18 protein-coding genes are annotated in these 17731 nt (G+C 57.4%); 8 read left to right on the top strand and 10 right to left on the bottom strand.

Going from position 1 to position 17731, the window contains the following annotated elements; genetic code table 11:
• The first annotated feature begins 151 nt into the window (after positions 1 to 151).
• The 3 genes from AB6729_RS00450 to AB6729_RS00440 all read left to right on the top strand — a co-directional run bounded on the left by AB6729_RS00450 (position 152) and on the right by AB6729_RS00440 (position 3584).
• Positions 152 to 943 carry a HEAT repeat domain-containing protein gene (locus AB6729_RS00450; protein WP_371079594.1) on the top strand — a complete coding sequence of 264 codons (792 nt, stop codon included), beginning with the start codon at positions 152 to 154 and terminating at the stop codon, positions 941 to 943.
• Positions 944 to 999: 56 nt separating this feature from the next.
• Entirely contained in the window at positions 1000 to 2430 is a 1431-nt protein-coding gene (locus AB6729_RS00445) for an L-serine ammonia-lyase (protein ID WP_371079593.1), read from the top strand.
• A 431-nt stretch (positions 2431 to 2861) separates the two neighbouring features.
• Positions 2862 to 3584: a 16S rRNA (uracil(1498)-N(3))-methyltransferase gene (locus tag AB6729_RS00440; RefSeq protein WP_371079592.1), complete on the top strand. Its 723-nt coding sequence runs from the start codon at positions 2862 to 2864 to the stop codon at positions 3582 to 3584.
• Between the two features lie 9 nt (positions 3585 to 3593).
• Here the strand turns inward: AB6729_RS00440 and AB6729_RS00435 are convergent, their stop codons facing one another.
• The 7 genes from AB6729_RS00435 to AB6729_RS00405 form a co-directional block, all read right to left on the bottom strand.
• Entirely contained in the window at positions 3594 to 3800 is a 207-nt protein-coding gene (locus AB6729_RS00435; RefSeq protein WP_371079591.1) for a hypothetical protein, read from the bottom strand.
• 2 nt (positions 3801 to 3802) lie between these two features.
• Positions 3803 to 4954, bottom strand: a complete 1152-nt coding sequence (gene dnaJ / locus AB6729_RS00430; RefSeq protein WP_371079590.1) for a molecular chaperone DnaJ — start codon at positions 4952 to 4954, stop codon at positions 3803 to 3805.
• A 37-nt stretch (positions 4955 to 4991) separates the two neighbouring features.
• The gene (locus tag AB6729_RS00425; protein WP_371079589.1) at positions 4992 to 5561 is read right to left on the bottom strand and encodes a nucleotide exchange factor GrpE; all 570 of its coding nucleotides are present in this window, start codon (positions 5559 to 5561) and stop codon (positions 4992 to 4994) included.
• Between the two features lie 68 nt (positions 5562 to 5629).
• On the bottom strand, positions 5630 to 6709 hold the full coding sequence (gene hrcA, locus AB6729_RS00420; protein ID WP_371079588.1) for a heat-inducible transcriptional repressor HrcA: 1080 nt from the start codon (positions 6707 to 6709) through the stop codon (positions 5630 to 5632).
• 38 nt (positions 6710 to 6747) lie between these two features.
• Positions 6748 to 7314 (bottom strand): AAA family ATPase, encoded by a 567-nt coding sequence (locus AB6729_RS00415; RefSeq protein WP_371079587.1) that lies wholly within the window; start codon positions 7312 to 7314, stop codon positions 6748 to 6750.
• Positions 7315 to 7321: 7 nt separating this feature from the next.
• Positions 7322 to 8155, bottom strand: a complete 834-nt coding sequence (locus AB6729_RS00410) for an Mrp/NBP35 family ATP-binding protein (RefSeq protein WP_371079586.1) — start codon at positions 8153 to 8155, stop codon at positions 7322 to 7324.
• Between the two features lie 30 nt (positions 8156 to 8185).
• Positions 8186 to 8704, bottom strand: coding sequence for an acyl-CoA thioesterase (locus AB6729_RS00405; protein ID WP_371079585.1), 519 nt, complete (start codon positions 8702 to 8704; stop codon positions 8186 to 8188).
• Between the two features lie 57 nt (positions 8705 to 8761).
• Here AB6729_RS00405 and AB6729_RS00400 point away from each other — a divergent pair, with 57 nt between their 5' ends.
• Genes AB6729_RS00400 through AB6729_RS00380 form a run of 5 tightly spaced genes read left to right on the top strand, consistent with a single transcriptional unit; the run spans position 8762 to position 13773 of the window.
• Positions 8762 to 9079, top strand: coding sequence for a tetratricopeptide repeat protein (locus AB6729_RS00400; protein ID WP_371079584.1), 318 nt, complete (start codon positions 8762 to 8764; stop codon positions 9077 to 9079).
• A gap of 31 nt (positions 9080 to 9110) precedes the next feature.
• Positions 9111 to 9809 (top strand): MgtC/SapB family protein, encoded by a 699-nt coding sequence (locus tag AB6729_RS00395; protein WP_371079583.1) that lies wholly within the window; start codon positions 9111 to 9113, stop codon positions 9807 to 9809.
• 45 nt (positions 9810 to 9854) lie between these two features.
• Positions 9855 to 11393, top strand: coding sequence for a magnesium chelatase (locus AB6729_RS00390; RefSeq protein WP_371079582.1), 1539 nt, complete (start codon positions 9855 to 9857; stop codon positions 11391 to 11393).
• 17 nt (positions 11394 to 11410) lie between these two features.
• Positions 11411 to 12526, top strand: a complete 1116-nt coding sequence (locus AB6729_RS00385; protein ID WP_371079581.1) for an alginate lyase family protein — start codon at positions 11411 to 11413, stop codon at positions 12524 to 12526.
• Positions 12523 to 13773 (top strand): VWA domain-containing protein, encoded by a 1251-nt coding sequence (locus tag AB6729_RS00380; protein WP_371079580.1) that lies wholly within the window; start codon positions 12523 to 12525, stop codon positions 13771 to 13773. Before AB6729_RS00385 ends, AB6729_RS00380 begins: the two co-directional genes overlap by 4 nt.
• Here AB6729_RS00380 and AB6729_RS00375 read toward each other — a convergent pair.
• The 3 genes from AB6729_RS00375 to AB6729_RS00365 form a co-directional block, all read right to left on the bottom strand.
• Positions 13770 to 14330 carry an NUDIX domain-containing protein gene (locus AB6729_RS00375; protein WP_371079579.1) on the bottom strand — a complete coding sequence of 187 codons (561 nt, stop codon included), beginning with the start codon at positions 14328 to 14330 and terminating at the stop codon, positions 13770 to 13772. The two genes, AB6729_RS00380 and AB6729_RS00375, sit on opposite strands and share 4 nt — an antisense overlap.
• A gap of 385 nt (positions 14331 to 14715) precedes the next feature.
• The gene (locus AB6729_RS00370; RefSeq protein ID WP_371079578.1) at positions 14716 to 16185 is read right to left on the bottom strand and encodes a DUF1254 domain-containing protein; all 1470 of its coding nucleotides are present in this window, start codon (positions 16183 to 16185) and stop codon (positions 14716 to 14718) included.
• A 76-nt stretch (positions 16186 to 16261) separates the two neighbouring features.
• On the bottom strand, positions 16262 to 17701 hold the full coding sequence (locus AB6729_RS00365; protein WP_371079577.1) for a DUF1254 domain-containing protein: 1440 nt from the start codon (positions 17699 to 17701) through the stop codon (positions 16262 to 16264).
• Between the last annotated feature and the right edge of the window lie 30 nt (positions 17702 to 17731).

The following is a 17731-nucleotide window of genomic DNA, read 5'->3' as shown; positions in this document are numbered from 1 at the left end:
ATGAGTGACTGAAAGGGATTTCATGCGCTGGTTCTATATTCCCGCCTTATTTGCATTCTCACTTCTTTCGACAGCAGTACCGCTCCGCGCACAATCGTCCCCTGCAGACGGCACGGTGGTAGGAGCTCCTCCTGCTGAAACGAACCCTCAAATGTTGCGCGAAGCCGCATGGTCGCGTTTGAACGATGGTGTCACCGGGACGAAAAATACCGATACCCGCATTGCGGCCATCTCGGCGCTGTCCCTGCTGGGCGGTCAGCCCCGCGCAGAGAAACTGGTCGGCAATTGCCTGCATGATCCCGATATTGATGTCCGACTGGCAGCGATTGTGGCAGCTGGCGAGTTGATGAAGAACGGCAGCACCAATGTATTTTCCAATGAACTGCGCAGCCAGTTGAACGATCAGGATCCCAAGGTGGTCTTCACAACAGCCAGCACACTGTGGAAGCTGAATGATCCTTCGGGAGAAGACGTCCTGCTTGCCGTAGCGGAAGGTGAGCGTTCGGGCGATTACAACTTCTGGAAAGACAGTACACATCAGGCGAACCGTACGCTGCATAGCCCATTGGCCCTGATGAAGATTGCTGCGCAGCAAAGCGTCGCCATCCTGGTACCACCGGTTGGCATCGGCATGGGAGCCTATAACTACCTGAAAGGCCCAGGCGGCGTCTCTCCGCAAATTACCGCGATCTATCAGATCGGCAAGGAACGCACGAATCCCGCCAGGATTGCACTGATTGAAGCCACCAAAACGAAAGACCCCGGTGCGCGTTTAAGTGCTGCTGAAGCACTCAGCAATTACCGCGGCGCGGATGTTACGGCTACTCTGCGGGCATTGATGAACGATGACAAGGAGAACGTACGCCTGACCGCGAACGCCGCTTATATCCGTCAGACCACGACGCCAGGCGCGACATCGCCGACGACAAAACGCAAGAAATAACTCCAGCCCATCGGAACCGGACAAAGGAGACTGCGCACAACGCCTAGAATAGCGCTGTGACCAGTCTCTTTGAACTTTTCAAGATCGGCATTGGCCCTTCCAGCTCGCACACCGTCGCCCCCATGCGTGCGGCACAGGCATTTCTTCGTGGCTTGCAACGAGCGAATGTTTTTGATCGCGTGCAACGTGTACAGATTGATCTGTATGGATCATTGGCTTTGACCGGCATAGGGCACGGAACAGACTCCGCGGTATTGACAGGCCTCGCAGGCGAGATGCCGGACACGATCGAACCGGCACACCACAAGGCCATTCTGAAAGAAGCTGCGGAAGGCGGCCTGTTATTCGGTGGAACGAAGCGCATTGCGTTTCAAAGGGAGCGTGATCTGCTCTTTCACAAAGATCAGATGTACCCCAACGCCGATGTGGTCACACACCCGAACGGCATACGTTTCAGCGCCTTTGATGAAGCGGGGAACAAGCTGGCCGATGAGGTGTTCTATTCCATTGGCGGCGGCTTCATCGTAACGGCAGAACGATTCTCGGCGAGCGGCGCTGCCACTCCGGAATCGTCACGTGCTATTCCCTACAACTTTCGTAGCGCGGCTGAACTGCTGTCGTTAGCAGCTGCGGCAAACATCACCATCGCCGAACTGGTCTTCGCAAATGAGATCGCGATGATCGATGACCGGAAGATTCCACGGCCTCGTGTGGAAAGCACCGGCGATGCCGCCACCGATGTACGTAATGGCGTGCTGGCCCTATGGGCCGTGATGGACGACACCATTCAACGCGGCGTTCTGAACGAAGGCATATTGCCTGGAGGGTTGAACGTACGCCGGCGTGCGCCACGTCTTTCCACTCGCCTGCAGGAGAAAGGTTCCTCCGATCCACTGGCGCCTTTGGATTGGGTCACCGTGTTTGCCATGGCAGTGAGTGAAGAAAATGCCGCGGGTGGACGCGTGGTAACGGCACCGACAAATGGAGCCGCGGGTGTGGTGCCTGCGGTTGCTCGTTACTACCAGGACTTCATCCCCGAGGCCAATGAAGACGGCCTCTTGCGCTACTTCCTCACGGCCGCGGCCATCGGCATCTTGTACAAGGAAAATGCATCCATCTCCGGCGCGGAAGTTGGATGCCAGGGTGAAGTTGGTGTAGCGTGCAGCATGGCTGCAGGCGGACTTGTCGCAGCACTGAATGGAACCAACGCTCAGGTGGAACACGCTGCCGAAATCGCGATGGAACACAACCTCGGCATGACCTGTGACCCCATCGGTGGCCTTGTGCAAATCCCGTGCATTGAACGGAACGGCATGGGCGCAGTGAAAGCGGTGAACGCCGCACGTATGTCCATGAACGAGCTGGACGAACACAAGGTTTCTCTCGATCAGGTGATCCGTACCATGTACCAGACGGGACTCGATATGCAGTCGCGTTACAAGGAAACATCGCTCGCCGGACTCGCATTGAACATCATCGAGTGTTAACGAAAACCTGCATGAACACTGGGTATAAACGAACATCCATCACAATGCACTACCTCTTTGCGCAACGCCTTTTCTTCGCAGCGACGTGTAACTTCGTGAACGAAGCGGAGCATCGCAACAGGCTTGCGAGTTACGGCCTTGTCCCTTCCTTTTGTCCAATGCTTGCTGCAAAGGAAACTTGCCGCAGCAGCTTTATAAACTTTTTTGTTGACACTCTTCGCACGTGCTTCTATACATTCGTTAGCTGCAACATTTGAATGCAGCGCGCAGTCTTCTCACTCAGGGAGAGTAGGCAAGACGGCAACACAATGCGAAGCGGTGGCAAAGGCCGCAACGCAACAAGGCAAAGCAACTTCAAGCGGGGAGCGCGAAAGCGCTCCCCGTGTTGTGTTTACGCATGAATTCGCATCACTCGCTACACTAAAACAGTTATGACTCGCCGCCGATGGATTGCCGATACCTGGAACAAAGAACGTACCGAAGCAGCACTCACCGGCGATCAGGCCGCGCATCTTGCGCGTGTGCTGCGAGCGCAGCCCGGACAGATTTTTGATGTCGTAGCGGATGGCTTTCTGCATCGCGCGGAAGTGAAGAGCGTTCATGAGGACGAAGTCGTCTTCACGCTTCATGAAGAACAGGAAGCGGAAGTAGCTCTGCCCGTCCATCTACTGCTTGCCATCTTCAAGTTCGATCATTTGGAATGGGCGATCGAAAAGGCGACAGAACTTGGCGCGGCCCGCATGACTCCAGTGCTCGCTCGGCGCACGGAGAAACATCTGGCACAGGCTGCGGCAAAACGTGTGGAGCGATGGCGGCGCATCGTCCGTGAAGCATCACAGCAATCACGCCGCACGGATGTCCCGGAAGTCGATGACCCTGTAACGCTGAAGCAGTTTCTTCCGAGGGTGGATGCAAACGTGAAGCTGCTACTGGCAGAAACAGAAGAAGAAAACACCATCCGCGCCGCGCTCGAAGCCGCTCCTGCAAACGGAAGCATCGCATTGGCGATTGGCCCCGAAGGCGGATGGACCGCTGACGAAATGCAACTCTTTCATGACAGCGGATGGCAGCATGTAACGCTGGGGCCACGCATTCTGCGGGCAGAAACAGCAGCGATCGCGGGTCTCGCGATCGCTGCGGCATTGCGTTCCTGAAACGAAGTATTACTCGTCGCGGCCGAGCAGACCAATAAGAACGAAGGTGACGAGCAGGCAAAAGATACCTGCTCCAAGTGCCGGCCAGTGAATGGTCCAGATAATGGGATGCAGCGAGCTGGTTTCACCCCAGCCTGGATCGCGCGTGATGCCGTAATGCAGGATCAGCGCCATGCCGAGTACCGCTACCGCCATCTGTCCCACGCGCACCAACATGGTTAGCTGAACATCTCCTTCATGCGATCCATGAAGCCGTGCGACTGCGGTGCATTGTCGGTCTTCATGGTTTCGCTGAGTTCCTTCAGCAACTCCTTCTGCTTCTTGGTCAGCTTGTTCGGCGTCTGCACGCGAACCTCCACGATGAGGTCACCCTTGCCGTGGCTGTTCAGATGCGGCACGCCCTTGCCCTTGATGCGGAAGCTCCTGCCGCTCTGCGTTCCTTCCGGAACCTTCAGCACGGCAACGCCTTCCAGCGTTTCAATTTCAAGTTCATCGCCCATCGCAGCCTGCGGGAAGCTGACCGGCACCACGCAGTGCAGATCATCGCCATCGCGCTGGAAAAACTTGTGCGCCTTCACGCGAAGTTCTACATACAGATCACCTGCGGGACCACCCAGCTTTCCAGCTTCGCCCTCACCCTGATAGCGAATGCGTGTGCCATCTTCCACGCCTGCAGGCACCTTCACATGGATGGTGTGCTCGCGGCCCACGCGGCTTTCGCCACGGCAGGTCTGGCACGGATCGGTTACGTTTACACCCGAGCCTTCGCACTTGGGGCATGGGCGCGCTACCGAGAAGAACCCTTGCTGATAACGCACCTGGCCTGCACCACGGCACTGCGAACACGTCACAGGCTGCTTGCCGTTGGCAGAGCCGGTGCCGCTGCAATCCTCGCAGGTTTCCTGGCGCCTGATCTTGATCTCCTGCTCTTTGCCGAAGACCGCTTCTTCAAACTCCATGGTCAGGTCGTACTTCAGATCGCGGCCACGCTGTGCACGCGACTGACGACGTCCACCGCCCCCCCCACCAAACATCTCGCCAAAGATATCGCCGAAGATATCGCCCAGGTCCTGCGGGTCGCCGCTGAAGCCACCAAAGCCACCGGGGAATCCACCACCCTGCGACGCAGCGCCGCCAAAACCTGCATGACCATAACGGTCATACGCTGCGCGCTTTTGCGGATCACTCAGGATGCCGTAGGCTTCGCTACACTCCTTGAACTTCTCTTCCGCCGCCTTGTCGCCGGGATTGCGGTCTGGATGGAACTGCATGGCCAGCTTGCGATAGGAAGTCTTAATTTCCTGATCGGTCGCCGTCCTTGTGACCTGCAATACCTCGTAGTAATCAGCTTTCACCGTGGCTCCTGCCAAAGTTTCCTCTCAATCCCTTGCTGCACAACTGCAATGTTTACGCCTGATGCGACTGGTTGTTCTTCGCCACACGCACCAACGCGGGGCGCAGTAGGCGCTCCTTGATGCGGTAGCCCTTACGAATTTCGTCTATCACGGCATCGTCCGGGTGCTCGGCCGTTTCCACGGAGCCAAGCGCCTCCATGGTGCGCGGATCAAACTGCTGACCCACCGTTTCTACCGCCGTCACGCCAAGGTTACGCACTGCATCATCCAGCTGCTTCGCGATGAGTTCAATACCCGCTCGAAACTGCTCCGGCGATCCCGTTGACTTCAGCGCGAGCTGGAAGTTATCCAGCACGCCCAGGAATCCTTCCGCAGCGTTGCCCACGGCGTAATCGCGAAACTCCGCGCGTTCCTTCGCTTCGCGCTTGCGGGCGTTGTCAAACTCCGCCTGCAGACGCGCCAACCGATCGGCATACTGATCGCGCTCGCCCTTGATCTGGTCATACTCGTTCTGCGACACGGTAGCAGCCTCCGCTTCTACGACGGTGTTGCTCTCTTCCGCTTCCGCTGCGTTCACCATCTCCTGATCCGTTGCGGCGGTTGTCTCTTCTGTTCCCTTCATGCCCATCCACTTCCTGTATCGATCTGAAAACATTTCAAAGCCTGTCTTACGAAAGGTGTCGGTTCGCTTTACGACTGTTCGCCGGAATCATTTCCGGCTTGTGCGAACATCTGCGCCACATAGCCCACTGCATTGATCGTGTTCTCGTAATGCATACGCTGTGTTGCCAGCACACCCACGGTGCCGCGCACCGTTCCATCCACTACCGCAGGCGCTGCCACCAGTACCATGCCCTGCATCTCAGGCACGCGTTCTTCCATGTTGAAGATCACGCGTACGCTACGCTCTTCCGAATCGACATATGCTGCCAGCAGAGCGACGACACGCTCCTTGGCTTCCAATGCTGCCAGCATCTCGCGGAGACGCGCACTGTCTTTATCGGCGGTGCCCAGCAAATTTGAGACGCCCTCCACATAGACGCTCTGCTCCAGCGATCGGTCGTCCGGCACAGCACGCGACCATAACTCCTCCGCCGCCTGTAACAACCGCTGATACTCGCTGCGTTCGCATTCCGCACGCACGACAATCTCCGCGCGGATACGCTCTACGCTCCACCCGCGGAAGTTCTCGTTCAAATAGCGCGATGCCGTTTCCAGATCGTTCATGGAAAGATCGCGCTCCAGTAGCAACACACGATCACGCACAGCGCCACTGCGAGTAACAACTACGGCGAGCACCTTTTTCAACCCCAGCCGCTGAAAATGAACATGCTCCAGCAGGTCGCCGGGCTGCGCCGTTGCCAACGCCAATCCCACACCACTGGACAATGCGGCAAGCACCTGCGGCGTGCGTTCAAAGAACGCTCCAAGACCGCCAAGGCCCTGCAACTGAGCATCAATCTGCGTGCGCGACTCTACCGGAAGCCAGCGCGGCGCAATGCGATTGGCTCCGCGAATCAGTTCCACGTGCAGACGAAACGCGCGTGCTGTAGGGATACGTCCTGCGGAAGTATGCGGCTGCTCCAGCATGCCCGCATCCGCCAGTTCCACCATCACGTTACGCACGGTGGCAGAACTTAAACCGCTGATGTTCGCAAGCGCCTGCGATGCTACCGGCTCACCGGTCTGCACATACAGTTCAATGGCGGCAGCCAGAATCGCCTGCTGCCGCGCATGCAAACCCAAGCCGGTTTCGCGCAGATCCGCCATAGATTTTTATTTTAACGCGGGCGGAATCGAAATATGAGTCAAAGAGACGCAACCTTGACGTCAGAAATAGTCTTTAAATGGGTCAGAACAAAGTCCGCTCGTTGCACCACATCCACACGTGGGATTTCAAGGACGTTGTAACCGCACTCCTGATAAATACTTAGCATCAATTCCGAAGTTCGCACGGCCTCGGCAAAATCCTGTCTGCGTTCTGCATCTGAGGTGTAAATCTCCTGCCATGCAGGCGCAAGGAATACAGTGCCGGCATACCGGTACGTTGCACTCGCATCGGCTGCCGCCTTTTCGTTCAATCCGCACAGCCGTGCATAGCAAAGTGTGTCCGGAATGCCACGATCACAGATCGCAGCACCGGGCCCGGATTCGTTCTGAAATGAGCAAACGGATCGCTGCAGCATGAGTTCCGTGTAAGCCTCACGATCAGCCCACGGAAGCGCTGTTCCATTCGAAGCCACCTGCTCCTGAATGATCTGGCGAGCGACTTCCGGGACAGTACGCAGTCCTCTCCGCTCCAGTTCATTCAGCAGAGTCGTCTTCCCTGCTCCGGGACCGCCGGTCAAAACGAAGAGGTAGGGCTTGGAGATCATGTTGAAGCTAATTGATCTCCAGCACGTCCTGCGACTCTTCCTGCACTTCTTCCACGCGCTCCATCACCTCGCGAGCAATGTCGAAGTAAGCCTTGGCCTTCGCATCATCCTCACCGGCAAGGGTTACTGGCAAGCCTCGATCGCCTCCAGCGCGAATCGCCGGATCAAGATCAACCGACCCCAGAAACGGCAGGTTGTACTGGCGAGCCGTGCTGGCTGTGCCGCCCGCGCCGAAGACGTCGATAATCTCACCATTGGGCAGGCGCATCTGCGACATGTTCTCAACCAGGCCAAGCACTTCAACATTCACCTGGTGGAACATCTCCAACGCCTTGCGAGCATCCTGCAACGCCACACCAGACCCCGTCGACACAACAACCGCTCCCGTTAGCGGCACGGTCTGCACCAGCGAGATGACGACATCGCCCGTTCCCGGAGGCAGATCGACGATGAGGTAATCCAGTTCTCCCCACTTCACCTGCTGCAGAAACTGGCGGATGATCTGGTGCAGCATGGGTCCGCGCATGACCAGCGGCTTGTCGCCCGGTGAGATAAGCCCCACAGAGATAAACTTCACACCGAAGCTCTCCAGCGGCTCCATCATGGAGTCGTCCGTAACGGACGGCTGGCGCGTCTGGCCCATCATGGTGGGCACATTGGGGCCGTAGATATCCGCATCAATCAGTCCGACACGCTTGCCCAGTTTGGCCAGTGCAATCGCCAGATTCACACTGAGAGTGGTTTTGCCCACACCGCCCTTGCCGCTGCCCACTGCCACTACTGCGCCGATTCCCGGCAACGCCTGCGGCCCCTGAGGCGCGCCCTGTCCCATGTGTCCCATTGTTTTTTCCTGTCTGAAATTGTTCGCTGACTAAACGTGCCAGTCGCTGGTGAGAATCTCGCGCAGTTCGCGCTTCCGTTGCGTCTCTTCCGCACGGCTTTCACGACGACGCAAAGCATCTTCGTAGCGCCGCTTCTGGTGCTCCGTCTCCGGTATCACCGGATCGACCACAACCGGTGTTCCAGTCTGATCCACGGCAACATACGTGATGTAAGCCGTGGATACATGGCGCAGAAGCCGCGTCTTCGGGTCCTCAACCATGGCCTTTACGCCTACTTCCATGCTGCTTTTAAAGGCGCGATTCACACTGGCTTTCAGGATGAGCAGATCGCCGACATGAACAGGGGCGACGAAATCCAGATGATCCATGCTCGCAGTAACCACAGCCGTGGAACGTGCATGACGATACGCAGCCACCGCGCCAACAAGGTCAATGAACTGCATCAGCCTGCCGCCGAAGAGATTGCCCAGCGAGTTGGCATCGCCGGGGAAGATAATCTCGCTGCGTTCCGCCTGCGACTCCCCTACCGTCCTGTGCCGATCTACCATCGCCTACCAGTGTACGACCGCTTGCCGTGCAGCGCTGTTCCAGCGTCCAATAGACGCATGGACAAGATTGCAATGCTCACCGAAATTCTGCAGGCCAACCCGGCCGACAGCTTTGCCCGCTACGGCCTGGCCATGGAGCATCTTTCACAGAACGACCCGGAAAAGGCGCTGGAAGAGTTCGCCGCTACCATCCAACACAACCCGGATTATGTTCCCGCCTACCAGATGAGCGGCCAGACCTTGGCAAAGCTTCATCGCACAGACGAAGCAAAACAGCTCCTGCAGGATGGCCTTACCGCGGCACAGCGCACTGGTAATCGACATGCCGCGTCGGAGATGAGTGCTTTGCTGGATGAATTGGAACTAGGCTACTGACCTCTCGCTGCACTACACTTTCGTGACTACGATGCCGCTTCACATCACGCCGACTCAAATCGCCGTCCGACTGTTGCTGGCCACCGTGGCCAGTCTGCTGCTCGGCCTGAACCGCGACGAGCATGGCCGCCCCGCAGGCATGCGCACCACCATGCTGGTCACGCTGGCGGCAACACTGGCCATGTTGCAGGTGAACATTCTGCTGCCGCTGGATGGCAAGGCGCACGACAACTTCAACACGCTGGACCTGATGCGTCTGCCGCTTGGTATCCTCAGCGGCATCGGTTTCATCGGCGCGGGCACCATCCTGAAGAAAGAGAACACCGCGATTGGTGTCACCACCGCGGCAACGCTCTGGTATTCGACGATCCTCGGCCTTCTCTTCGGCGGAGGACAGATCTATCTTGGCATCGCCGCTACCGTTCTTGCTGCCGGTGTTCTGATTGGCCTTCGCCCTACGGAGACTTGGATTCGGCGGCGCCATGTTGGCGTACTTACAGTCACTTTTGGTGAAGGTGGCCCATCCGAGGCAGAAGTCAGCCGCATCATTGAATCCTGCCATTGTAGGTTGAACGGTTGGGCGGCGGAGTACGACTCTCCTACGCACTTGGCGCAGGTGCGTGCAGAGATAAGCTGGCATGCGCCGAATCGCGACGATGTTCATAGTCCTGCAGGTCTGGATAGGTTGCGCACCGTGCCTGGAGTTATCGCTTACCGGTGGCAAAGATAATCGCTGCGACCAAATGACATGCATCGGAGTCCTATACTTACTCCGATGGCCACACAGCATACGATTCCTTCGCATCTTCCGCAGACACTTGGCGAACTTCGCACCAGCGAGTGGACCATCGACCGCGTATCGCGTTCCGTGAAAGACGAACTACGCGACAACCTGATTGCAAAACTGCGTGCGAAGGAAACCATCTTTCCAGGCATCGTCGGTTATGAAGACACTGTGCTGCCGCAGATTGTGAATGCGGTTTTGTCCCGACATAACTTCATTCTGCTGGGTTTGCGTGGACAGGCGAAGAGCCGCATCCTGCGTGGGCTTACGACGCTACTCGATCCTGTTGTGCCGTATGTTGCAGGATCGGAGATTCGGGACAACCCGTACGCTCCGCTGTCAGCGTATGCAAAGCTGCTGATCGCCGAGAAAGCCGATGCAACACCGATTGCATGGCTTACACCGGATGAACGCTACGTGGAGAAGCTGGCCACACCAGACGTTACCGTTGCTGATCTTATCGGCGATGTTGATCCCATTAAAGCTGCGAAGTCCGGTGAGTTGCTGAGCAGCGAACTCACCATGCATTACGGCCTGTTGCCGCGAGCCAACCGAGGCATCTTCGCCATCAATGAATTACCCGATCTTGCCGGCAAGATTCAGGTAGCGCTATTCAACATCATGCAGGAAGGCGACGTGCAGATTAAGGGGTATCCCGTACGCCTGCAGTTGGATGTTGCGCTCACCTTCTCCGCCAATCCCGAAGATTACACCGCACGCGGCAAGATTGTGACTCCTCTGAAGGACCGCATCGGCTCCGAGATTCGCACGCATTATCTGGACTCGCTGGAGCAGGCTATCTCCGTCACACAACAGGAAGCATGGAGTACGCGAGCCGCACTGGACGTTCACATTCCACGTTACATCCGCGAAGTGGTTGAGCAGATCGCGTTCGTCGCCCGTGAGGACAAGCGCGTGGACAAGCGCAGCGGTGTGTCCCAGCGACTACCCATCTCCGTGATGGAGCTTGTGTTGTCCAACGCGGAACGCCGTGCATTGCAGCATGGCGAAACGGTTGCGGTGCCACGCATCGGCGACATCTACACGGCAATGCCTGGCATCACCGGCAAGATCGAGCTGGAATACGAAGGCGAGATGCGTGGCGCCGATACTGTGGTGCGTGATGTGATTCGCACGGCGGTGCAGCGCACCTTCGATGGCTACTTTGCCGAGGCGAACACGCAGCAGATTGAACAGTGGTTCAACCTGGGTGGAACGGTGCAACTCTCCGATGCAGTTGCAGCAGAAGACTCGCTGAAAGAGCTGCAACAGATCCAGGGACTCTTCGACAAGCTGAAGCCATTGTCTCTGCCGAACCGCGCATCCGCCGAGGTGCTTGTGTCGGCTGCGGAGTTCCTGCTGGAAGGTATGACAGCGCATAAGCGTATCAGCCGTACGGAAGAGCGCAGCTTCACCGCCGCGGAGAAGCAGGCACGCAAGGAGCGCGCGCAGAACTTCCACGAAGAGGTTCGGGAACGTGAGCGCGAAGACTGGCAGAACCGCAACCGCAGCAAGCGCGGCTTCAACTAAACCCTTCCGGAGTTCTGATGCGACGTGCACTCACCACCCTCGCTGCTTTACTCGCTGTATCGCCGACATACGCCTATGCAGAAGGCCAAACGGTCCGTGATACGCATGCATCGTTCCTCGATGTCAGCGCGCGGCAGAAAGAGTTGCGCATGGCCACTTCATCTCGCGTTAAGGACGCTGTCGCCCACCTTGACTCCTGTCTGAAGCTGCCAGCGGTGGATGCGCCGCAGGGACGCATGATTATTCCTCGGCACTACCTCACCGGATCGGATGGTCCGATTAATCCCGCCGAGCATGAAGCGACCGCTCCCTACAACTCCTTTGAACGCCGCATTACCGCTGGCATGAATCGCTATCTCGCCACGGGCGACCTGAAGGAAGCAGCCTGTGCACAGCAACAGATTCACCAGTGGGCACAGGCCAATGAACTTCTGGACTACGACCCAAAGGAGAGTTCGCAGGCGTGGTATCAGGTCGAGTGGACACTCTCCTCCATTGCAGTTACGGAATCCGTCCTGGTGAACAACAGCACGCTGGATCCCACGATGCTGCAGCAGGACAAGGCATGGTTGAATCGTGTAGCGCATCGCATGATCGACTTCGAGGTAACACATCCCGCGCATAACAATCACCATGCGTGGCGCGCACTTGGAGCGGTTGCAACGGGTGTGGTTACAGGCGACGACAAACTCTTCCAGTGGGGCATTACCGTCTTCCACGAAGAGGTGGACCAGATTGATGCACGCGGAGCATTTCCGCTGGAGATGCAGCGCAAGGAGAACTCTATCCACTACCAGGCATTCGCGCTGCAACCACTGATTCCTATTGCAGAGTTTGCGGAACGGCAGAAGATCGATCTCTATGCCTACATATCTGCAAGTGGCAAGACCATTCGCGATGCCGTTCGCTTCCTTACCGACGTTGTTGCGAATCCCGACATCGTAAAGGTCTACACGGATGTGCCGCAGAAGCTGCGACCACTTCCACGTGACTTCTACTGCTTTGGCGAGTTCTATGTTCACCGCTTCCCGACGCTACCTGAATCCGTGGCTATGAAAACAGATATGCAGGAACCAACGTACGCATCGCGCATTGGTGGAAGCACAACCGTGCTTGCCGGAGAGCCACGATGAAGCGCACGCGCTACACGAAGTTCAATGGCGACTTTGCCGGAGGCATCGGGCTGGATGACCTGATGGAGGCGCTCGGCGACTTTCTGCTGGATAGCGGATTCCATGATCCGTGGTCAGACTTCCAGGAACTGAACGGCGACCACACAATGGACAACCTGCGCGAAGCCATCAAGCAGGTGATGGAATCCGGCGATTTCCTGGATGAAGAGGCTCAGCAAAAATACGACGAAATGAATGAAGAACAGCGCGAAGAGATGCTGGATTCACTTGTGGAGCGGATGCAGCAGGGGGACTATATCCAGCAGGAGGAGGGGGAGGCCTCCGAGATGCAGGGGCAGGCGGGGCCGGGGGAGATTGCGCAGCCTGCACCGCCGCAGGGTGAGGCCCGCTTCAACGTCACCGACAAGAGTATGGACTTCCTCAGCTATAAGTCCCTGCGCGACCTGCTGGGTGGGATGGGACGCTCCATCAGCGGGCGGCATGACACGCGGTATGAGGCCAGCGGGATTGAGGCCAGTGGTTCCTCCAAGCCGTATGAATTCGGCGACGTGATGAACCTCGACGTCAACGCCACGTTGTCCAGCGCCCTGCAGCGTGAGGGTCTGAGCGTGCCGCTGAATGTGGAGTACAGCGACCTGGTGATCCACCAGAGCGAGTACCAGTCGTCGTGCGCGACGGTGGTGATGCTGGATTGCTCGCACTCCATGATCCTGTATGGCGAGGACCGGTTTACACCGGCCAAGCGTGTCGCGATGGCGCTGTCGCACCTGATCCGCACGCAGTTCCCCGGTGACTCGCTGCACCTGGTGCTGTTCCATGACTCCGCTGAGGAGTTGCCGATACAGGCTGTGGCGCGGGTGAAGGTTGGGCCTTACTACACCAACACGCGCGAGGGTCTGCGGCTGGCGCGGCGCATCCTTGCACGCAGCAACAAGGACATGAAGCAGATCGTGATGATCACGGATGGCAAGCCGTCCGCACTGACGCTGGATGATGGCCGCATCTACCGCAACGCCTTCGGCCTTGATCCCATGGTGATCGCGGAGACGCTGGAAGAGGTGAACCGCTGCAAGCGCAGCAACATCGTGATCAACACCTTTATGCTGGCGCAGGACTTTGCCCTGATGCAGTTTGTGCAGAAGGTCAGCGCGATGTGCAAGGGCAAGGCTTACTTCACCAGTCCTGATCGCTTAGGAAGCTATGTGCTGCAGGACTTCATGAACCGGCGGATGAAGACAATCCACTAGCCGCGGCGCTTCCACACGAGATAGGTTGCCCATGCGGCAAGTGTGCAGTTGTCTTCCACGCGGCCATCGAAAATCATTTGCTCGAACTCGTGGACGCTGACCCGGTGTGCGGTCAGGCCGTGTTCCTCGGCTTCCAGTTCCACCTGACCGTGTGTCAAGTCCTCTGCCAGCCATACGTGATGGCGCTGGCGCATGGCGCCGTAAGCGATCCAGTTGGCGGCGAGGTGAGTCATCTTCCCTGCTGTGAGGCCTGTCTCCTCGCGGAGTTCCCCACGGGCGAGGGCTTCGATATCCACGTCTTCACCCTGCTCCCAGCCACCCTGCGGGAACTCGTAGTAACTGCCTTCCACGGCATAGCGATATTGGTGGACAAGAGTCAGGAAGTCGCCTTCGGGCGTTTGCTCCAGCGGGATGATGATGCAGGCCGGATCCTTATCCAGAACGCCGTAGATGCCGCGCTGGCCATTGGCTCGCTGGATGATGTCCTCGCGGACGCGTGACCATTTGTTCTGGTAGACCATGCGGCTTTCCAGCGTGCGAATTGGCTTTTCCTGCATATCCCCTAAGGGTACCCCCTCCCCCTGTTTTTCTAAAATCGTCTTTCTAGGGGGGTTACGGCGATGGTGGCGCTAAAATCGTCTTCTCATTGGGGTTAAAGGCAAATTCGTCTTTCTAAAGCCTTTAGCTGTGAGCTTTTTTGGCTTTTAGCTTGTCCCTGCTTCTATTGTAAAGAGTCGGAGGAAATTCCATGCCACCTCTATTTCTTTTGGTTTGTTATGGTTGGGCGGTTTGTGGGCTTGACAGCATTTCGGAGGCTCAGTCAGCGCAGGATGGAGTACCGATGAAAAGAACGTTTTATGAGGACCAATTCTGAAGCCAGGGTCCCGGCTTAATGAGTCATTGGCCGTTTTCGTCAGGGTGAGATTTGGCAGCAGATAATTCTCAACGAGTCGTCTGTACCAGCGGAGGAGTCCAACGCCCGCTGGTGATTGCTTCTTTCGGCCAGTAGGCGCGTATGTAGAGAGAGAAGTTGTCCTTTGGCGCAGGCAGCCAGTTGTCCTGCTTATCGGGTCCGGGGGACGAGTTCTGAACATAGATGGTCAGTGACCCATCCGGTGAAAGCTTCATGGATTTGCTCTTGGTTCCAAGAGAGAAACGGCTAAGAGAGTTGGGCTCGAACAGGTGCTCCTTGTTGTAGAGGGTCAGAGACCAGAAGCCATCCACAGGCGGCGTCTTGCCGGCGGGGAAGCTCACTGTGTAGGCATGACTGCCGTTCAGCCGCTGGCCTATCGAGTCGAAGTCGGTATAGATGTAGCGCGTCTCGTTTGGCGCATTGTCGTACATGTTGGACTTTGCACTGGCTGTTCGGGAGAGATAGTCAAAGCCCCAGTTGGCTCCGTTGGGAGGGGAGTTCCAGCCGTTGCCGATGGGGCGTCCGTTCAAGTGGAAGTCAAAGAGCGGGGTAATGAGGTCTTTCTCGGCGGAAATGGCTGTCTGGGTCAGAATCTCCTTGATTTTGGGATCTTTTGCGGCGGCATCCAGGACGGATTGGAAGTTCGCGTAAAGCGCCTCTTCGCCCGGCATCGGCGGAATCTGTTTGAGGATGACCTGGAGCTCGTCGAAGAATTTTTCCGGGATGACAAATTTGGTTTCGCCTGCTGTTGCTGGCGGAGCCGGGAAGATGGGAGAGTTCTTCCAGTCGAAGGTCTTCATCTTGCCGTCGAAGTCGGAGAGCGGATAGACGACGACCTGGCTGAGGAGCGGCTGGATGGCAGCCTTGTCCTCTGGGGTGTCGTCCTGGAAGATGCGCGGAAGGACAGCGACCAGGTCGGTGGACGAGTGGATGACCCTGGTGATGCCGTCAGGCACCGTGCCTTTCCAGTTCGGGCCGACGAGAAGATAGAAGCCGCGTTTGGTGCCGTACTGCTTGCCAATCTCGCCGATGGAATTGGTTCGAGCATCGGAGATCTGGTAAGTGAAGAAGCGCTGGCCGAAGTCCGGAACCTGGATGACGACTGGCACGGTGTCGACGTGCTGGAAGCCGGCACCGTAGACCGTGTCCTGGTTGGGACAGGTGACGATGCGCTCGTCGGCGGCGATGTAGTCGCTGAGCATTGAGATGTGGCCGGGAGGCGATACGGGTACGATGCCGCCGAGGCGCCCCGGTCCGGGAAGGTCCTTCGTGGCGAGAGAGCGGTTGAGGTTGTTCACAAGCGGCCAGCCCCAGATATAAGCGAACCGGCCGACGGCGGCGACGTACTCCGGCGTCATCACGGTGCCGGCAGGTGTGCCAACCATCTGAGCAGGCTTTGGCTGAGGCTGCCCCGTCTGTCCATCGGAAGGCGCCACCTCCTGCGTCTGTTTCGCAGGAGGCGTGCAGGCTGTCAGCCCAAGAACCGACAGAAGAATCATGCTCGTGTATTTCATCGTGCGCCTCGGAAGTGAGATTTAGATGTGCAATGAAAGCTTTAATCGAACGCGATTCGGATTAGCTCACCTTCTCTACATCGGGCAGCACCCATGTCTTCTGGAACAGGGCTGGTTGTGGACCGTAGAGACGGAACATGACTTCAAATTTGCGATTAGGGTCGGTGGGAACCCAGTTGTTGTCTTTGCCATCCGGGGCTTTAGGGCCGAAGTAGATGTCTACTGAGCCATCGGAATTCTTTTGCAGCGTCGTGTCGTTGGAGGCGCGGCTGGCGCGATCGAGATTCTTGACCAGAGCGTGTGTCACGCGGTCATACACTGTGGCCGACCAATACTGGGTTGTCGGCGCGTTTGGCGGTACGTGGAGCCGGTAGGCCTCACCGCCATTGAACCCATTGCCATCCTTGTCCTTGGCCTCCAGCAGATAGAACTGCGCGGTGCCCAGCCGCTTGATGCCGATGTAGCCGATGGAGTACGTGATCGTACGGGCATCGACGGGGTAGACGTTCGGGTCAGCGTACCCGGAAGAACCTTCCTTGATGAGTTCAGCCATGGCTGGGACAGCCCAATGCGCGTTTGGAAAGAAGGGTGGAAACCCTGCTTCATACAACCCATCGATATAGTCCCGCGCCTCGACGATAGCGGACTTCAGAGCTTCGGTTGTATTGGCGTCGGGGTTAAACGGCTTGCCCTTTTCAATTCCGATCGACTTCAACTGGTCGATCATCGCCTTGTCTCGCGTCTGCCAGGGCTCCGTCTGAATGATGCGGTCCAACGACTGGAAGAATCGCATGTCGTAAGGAATCGTTGAGTCGTAGTCCACATCGATGGCATCGGTGAATTTCGTTTCGCCCGGATGCGATGCCTGCGAGAGCGGATACACCCTGAGGCGTTTGCCATACTCTCTCGCTTTGGCGATGTCTGCGTCGCTGTGGCTGGCCAGGTTTGAGCGGAAGAGCGCATACCCGCCGTACGTGTCTGACTGAAGCGTGATGTATCCGGCGGGAGCCTTGCCTTGGTAGCCCGGCGGCAGAATCAGGTATTTGCCTCCTTTGCCATGATCAGCACCAGCGGGACCGGCATCTTCCAGCGGCATCTGCCAGACTGTGTCGATGTTCGCTGCGAAGACTCCTTGATCGGCGGGAGGAACTTCGATCACAACAGGTCCCGCATCTTTCGTGTTGAAAAAGATCATGAAGTAAAGCGCGTCGGGATTGGGAGTCAACGTCTGGTTCTTCCATGTCACCGGACGCGACCAGTACACGACCTCGTTCTGCCTGGAGGATGTCTTGTTGAGCATCTCCTGCAGCATCAGGTCATAGTTGACCGCGGGCATGCCCCAGATGACGGCTTGAACGGCGCGGCTGCGCAGAACGTTGTTCTGCACGTTAGCGGAAGTTGCGCTTTGTGTCGTAGACGTCATGGTTTCCTTCTTTTGCTGTTCACATGCGGTAAGCGTCAACAGGAAACACGTTGCTATGACCCGAAAGATCTTCATCATATTGGCCTTCTTTCGTGCAGGATGAATTAT

Source organism: Terriglobus sp. RCC_193, from assembly GCF_041355105.1.
Taxonomy (GTDB): Bacteria; Acidobacteriota; Terriglobia; order Terriglobales; family Acidobacteriaceae; genus Terriglobus.
Note: the sequence above shows the minus strand (reverse complement) of the source record. Positions and strands in the feature narration are given on the sequence as shown.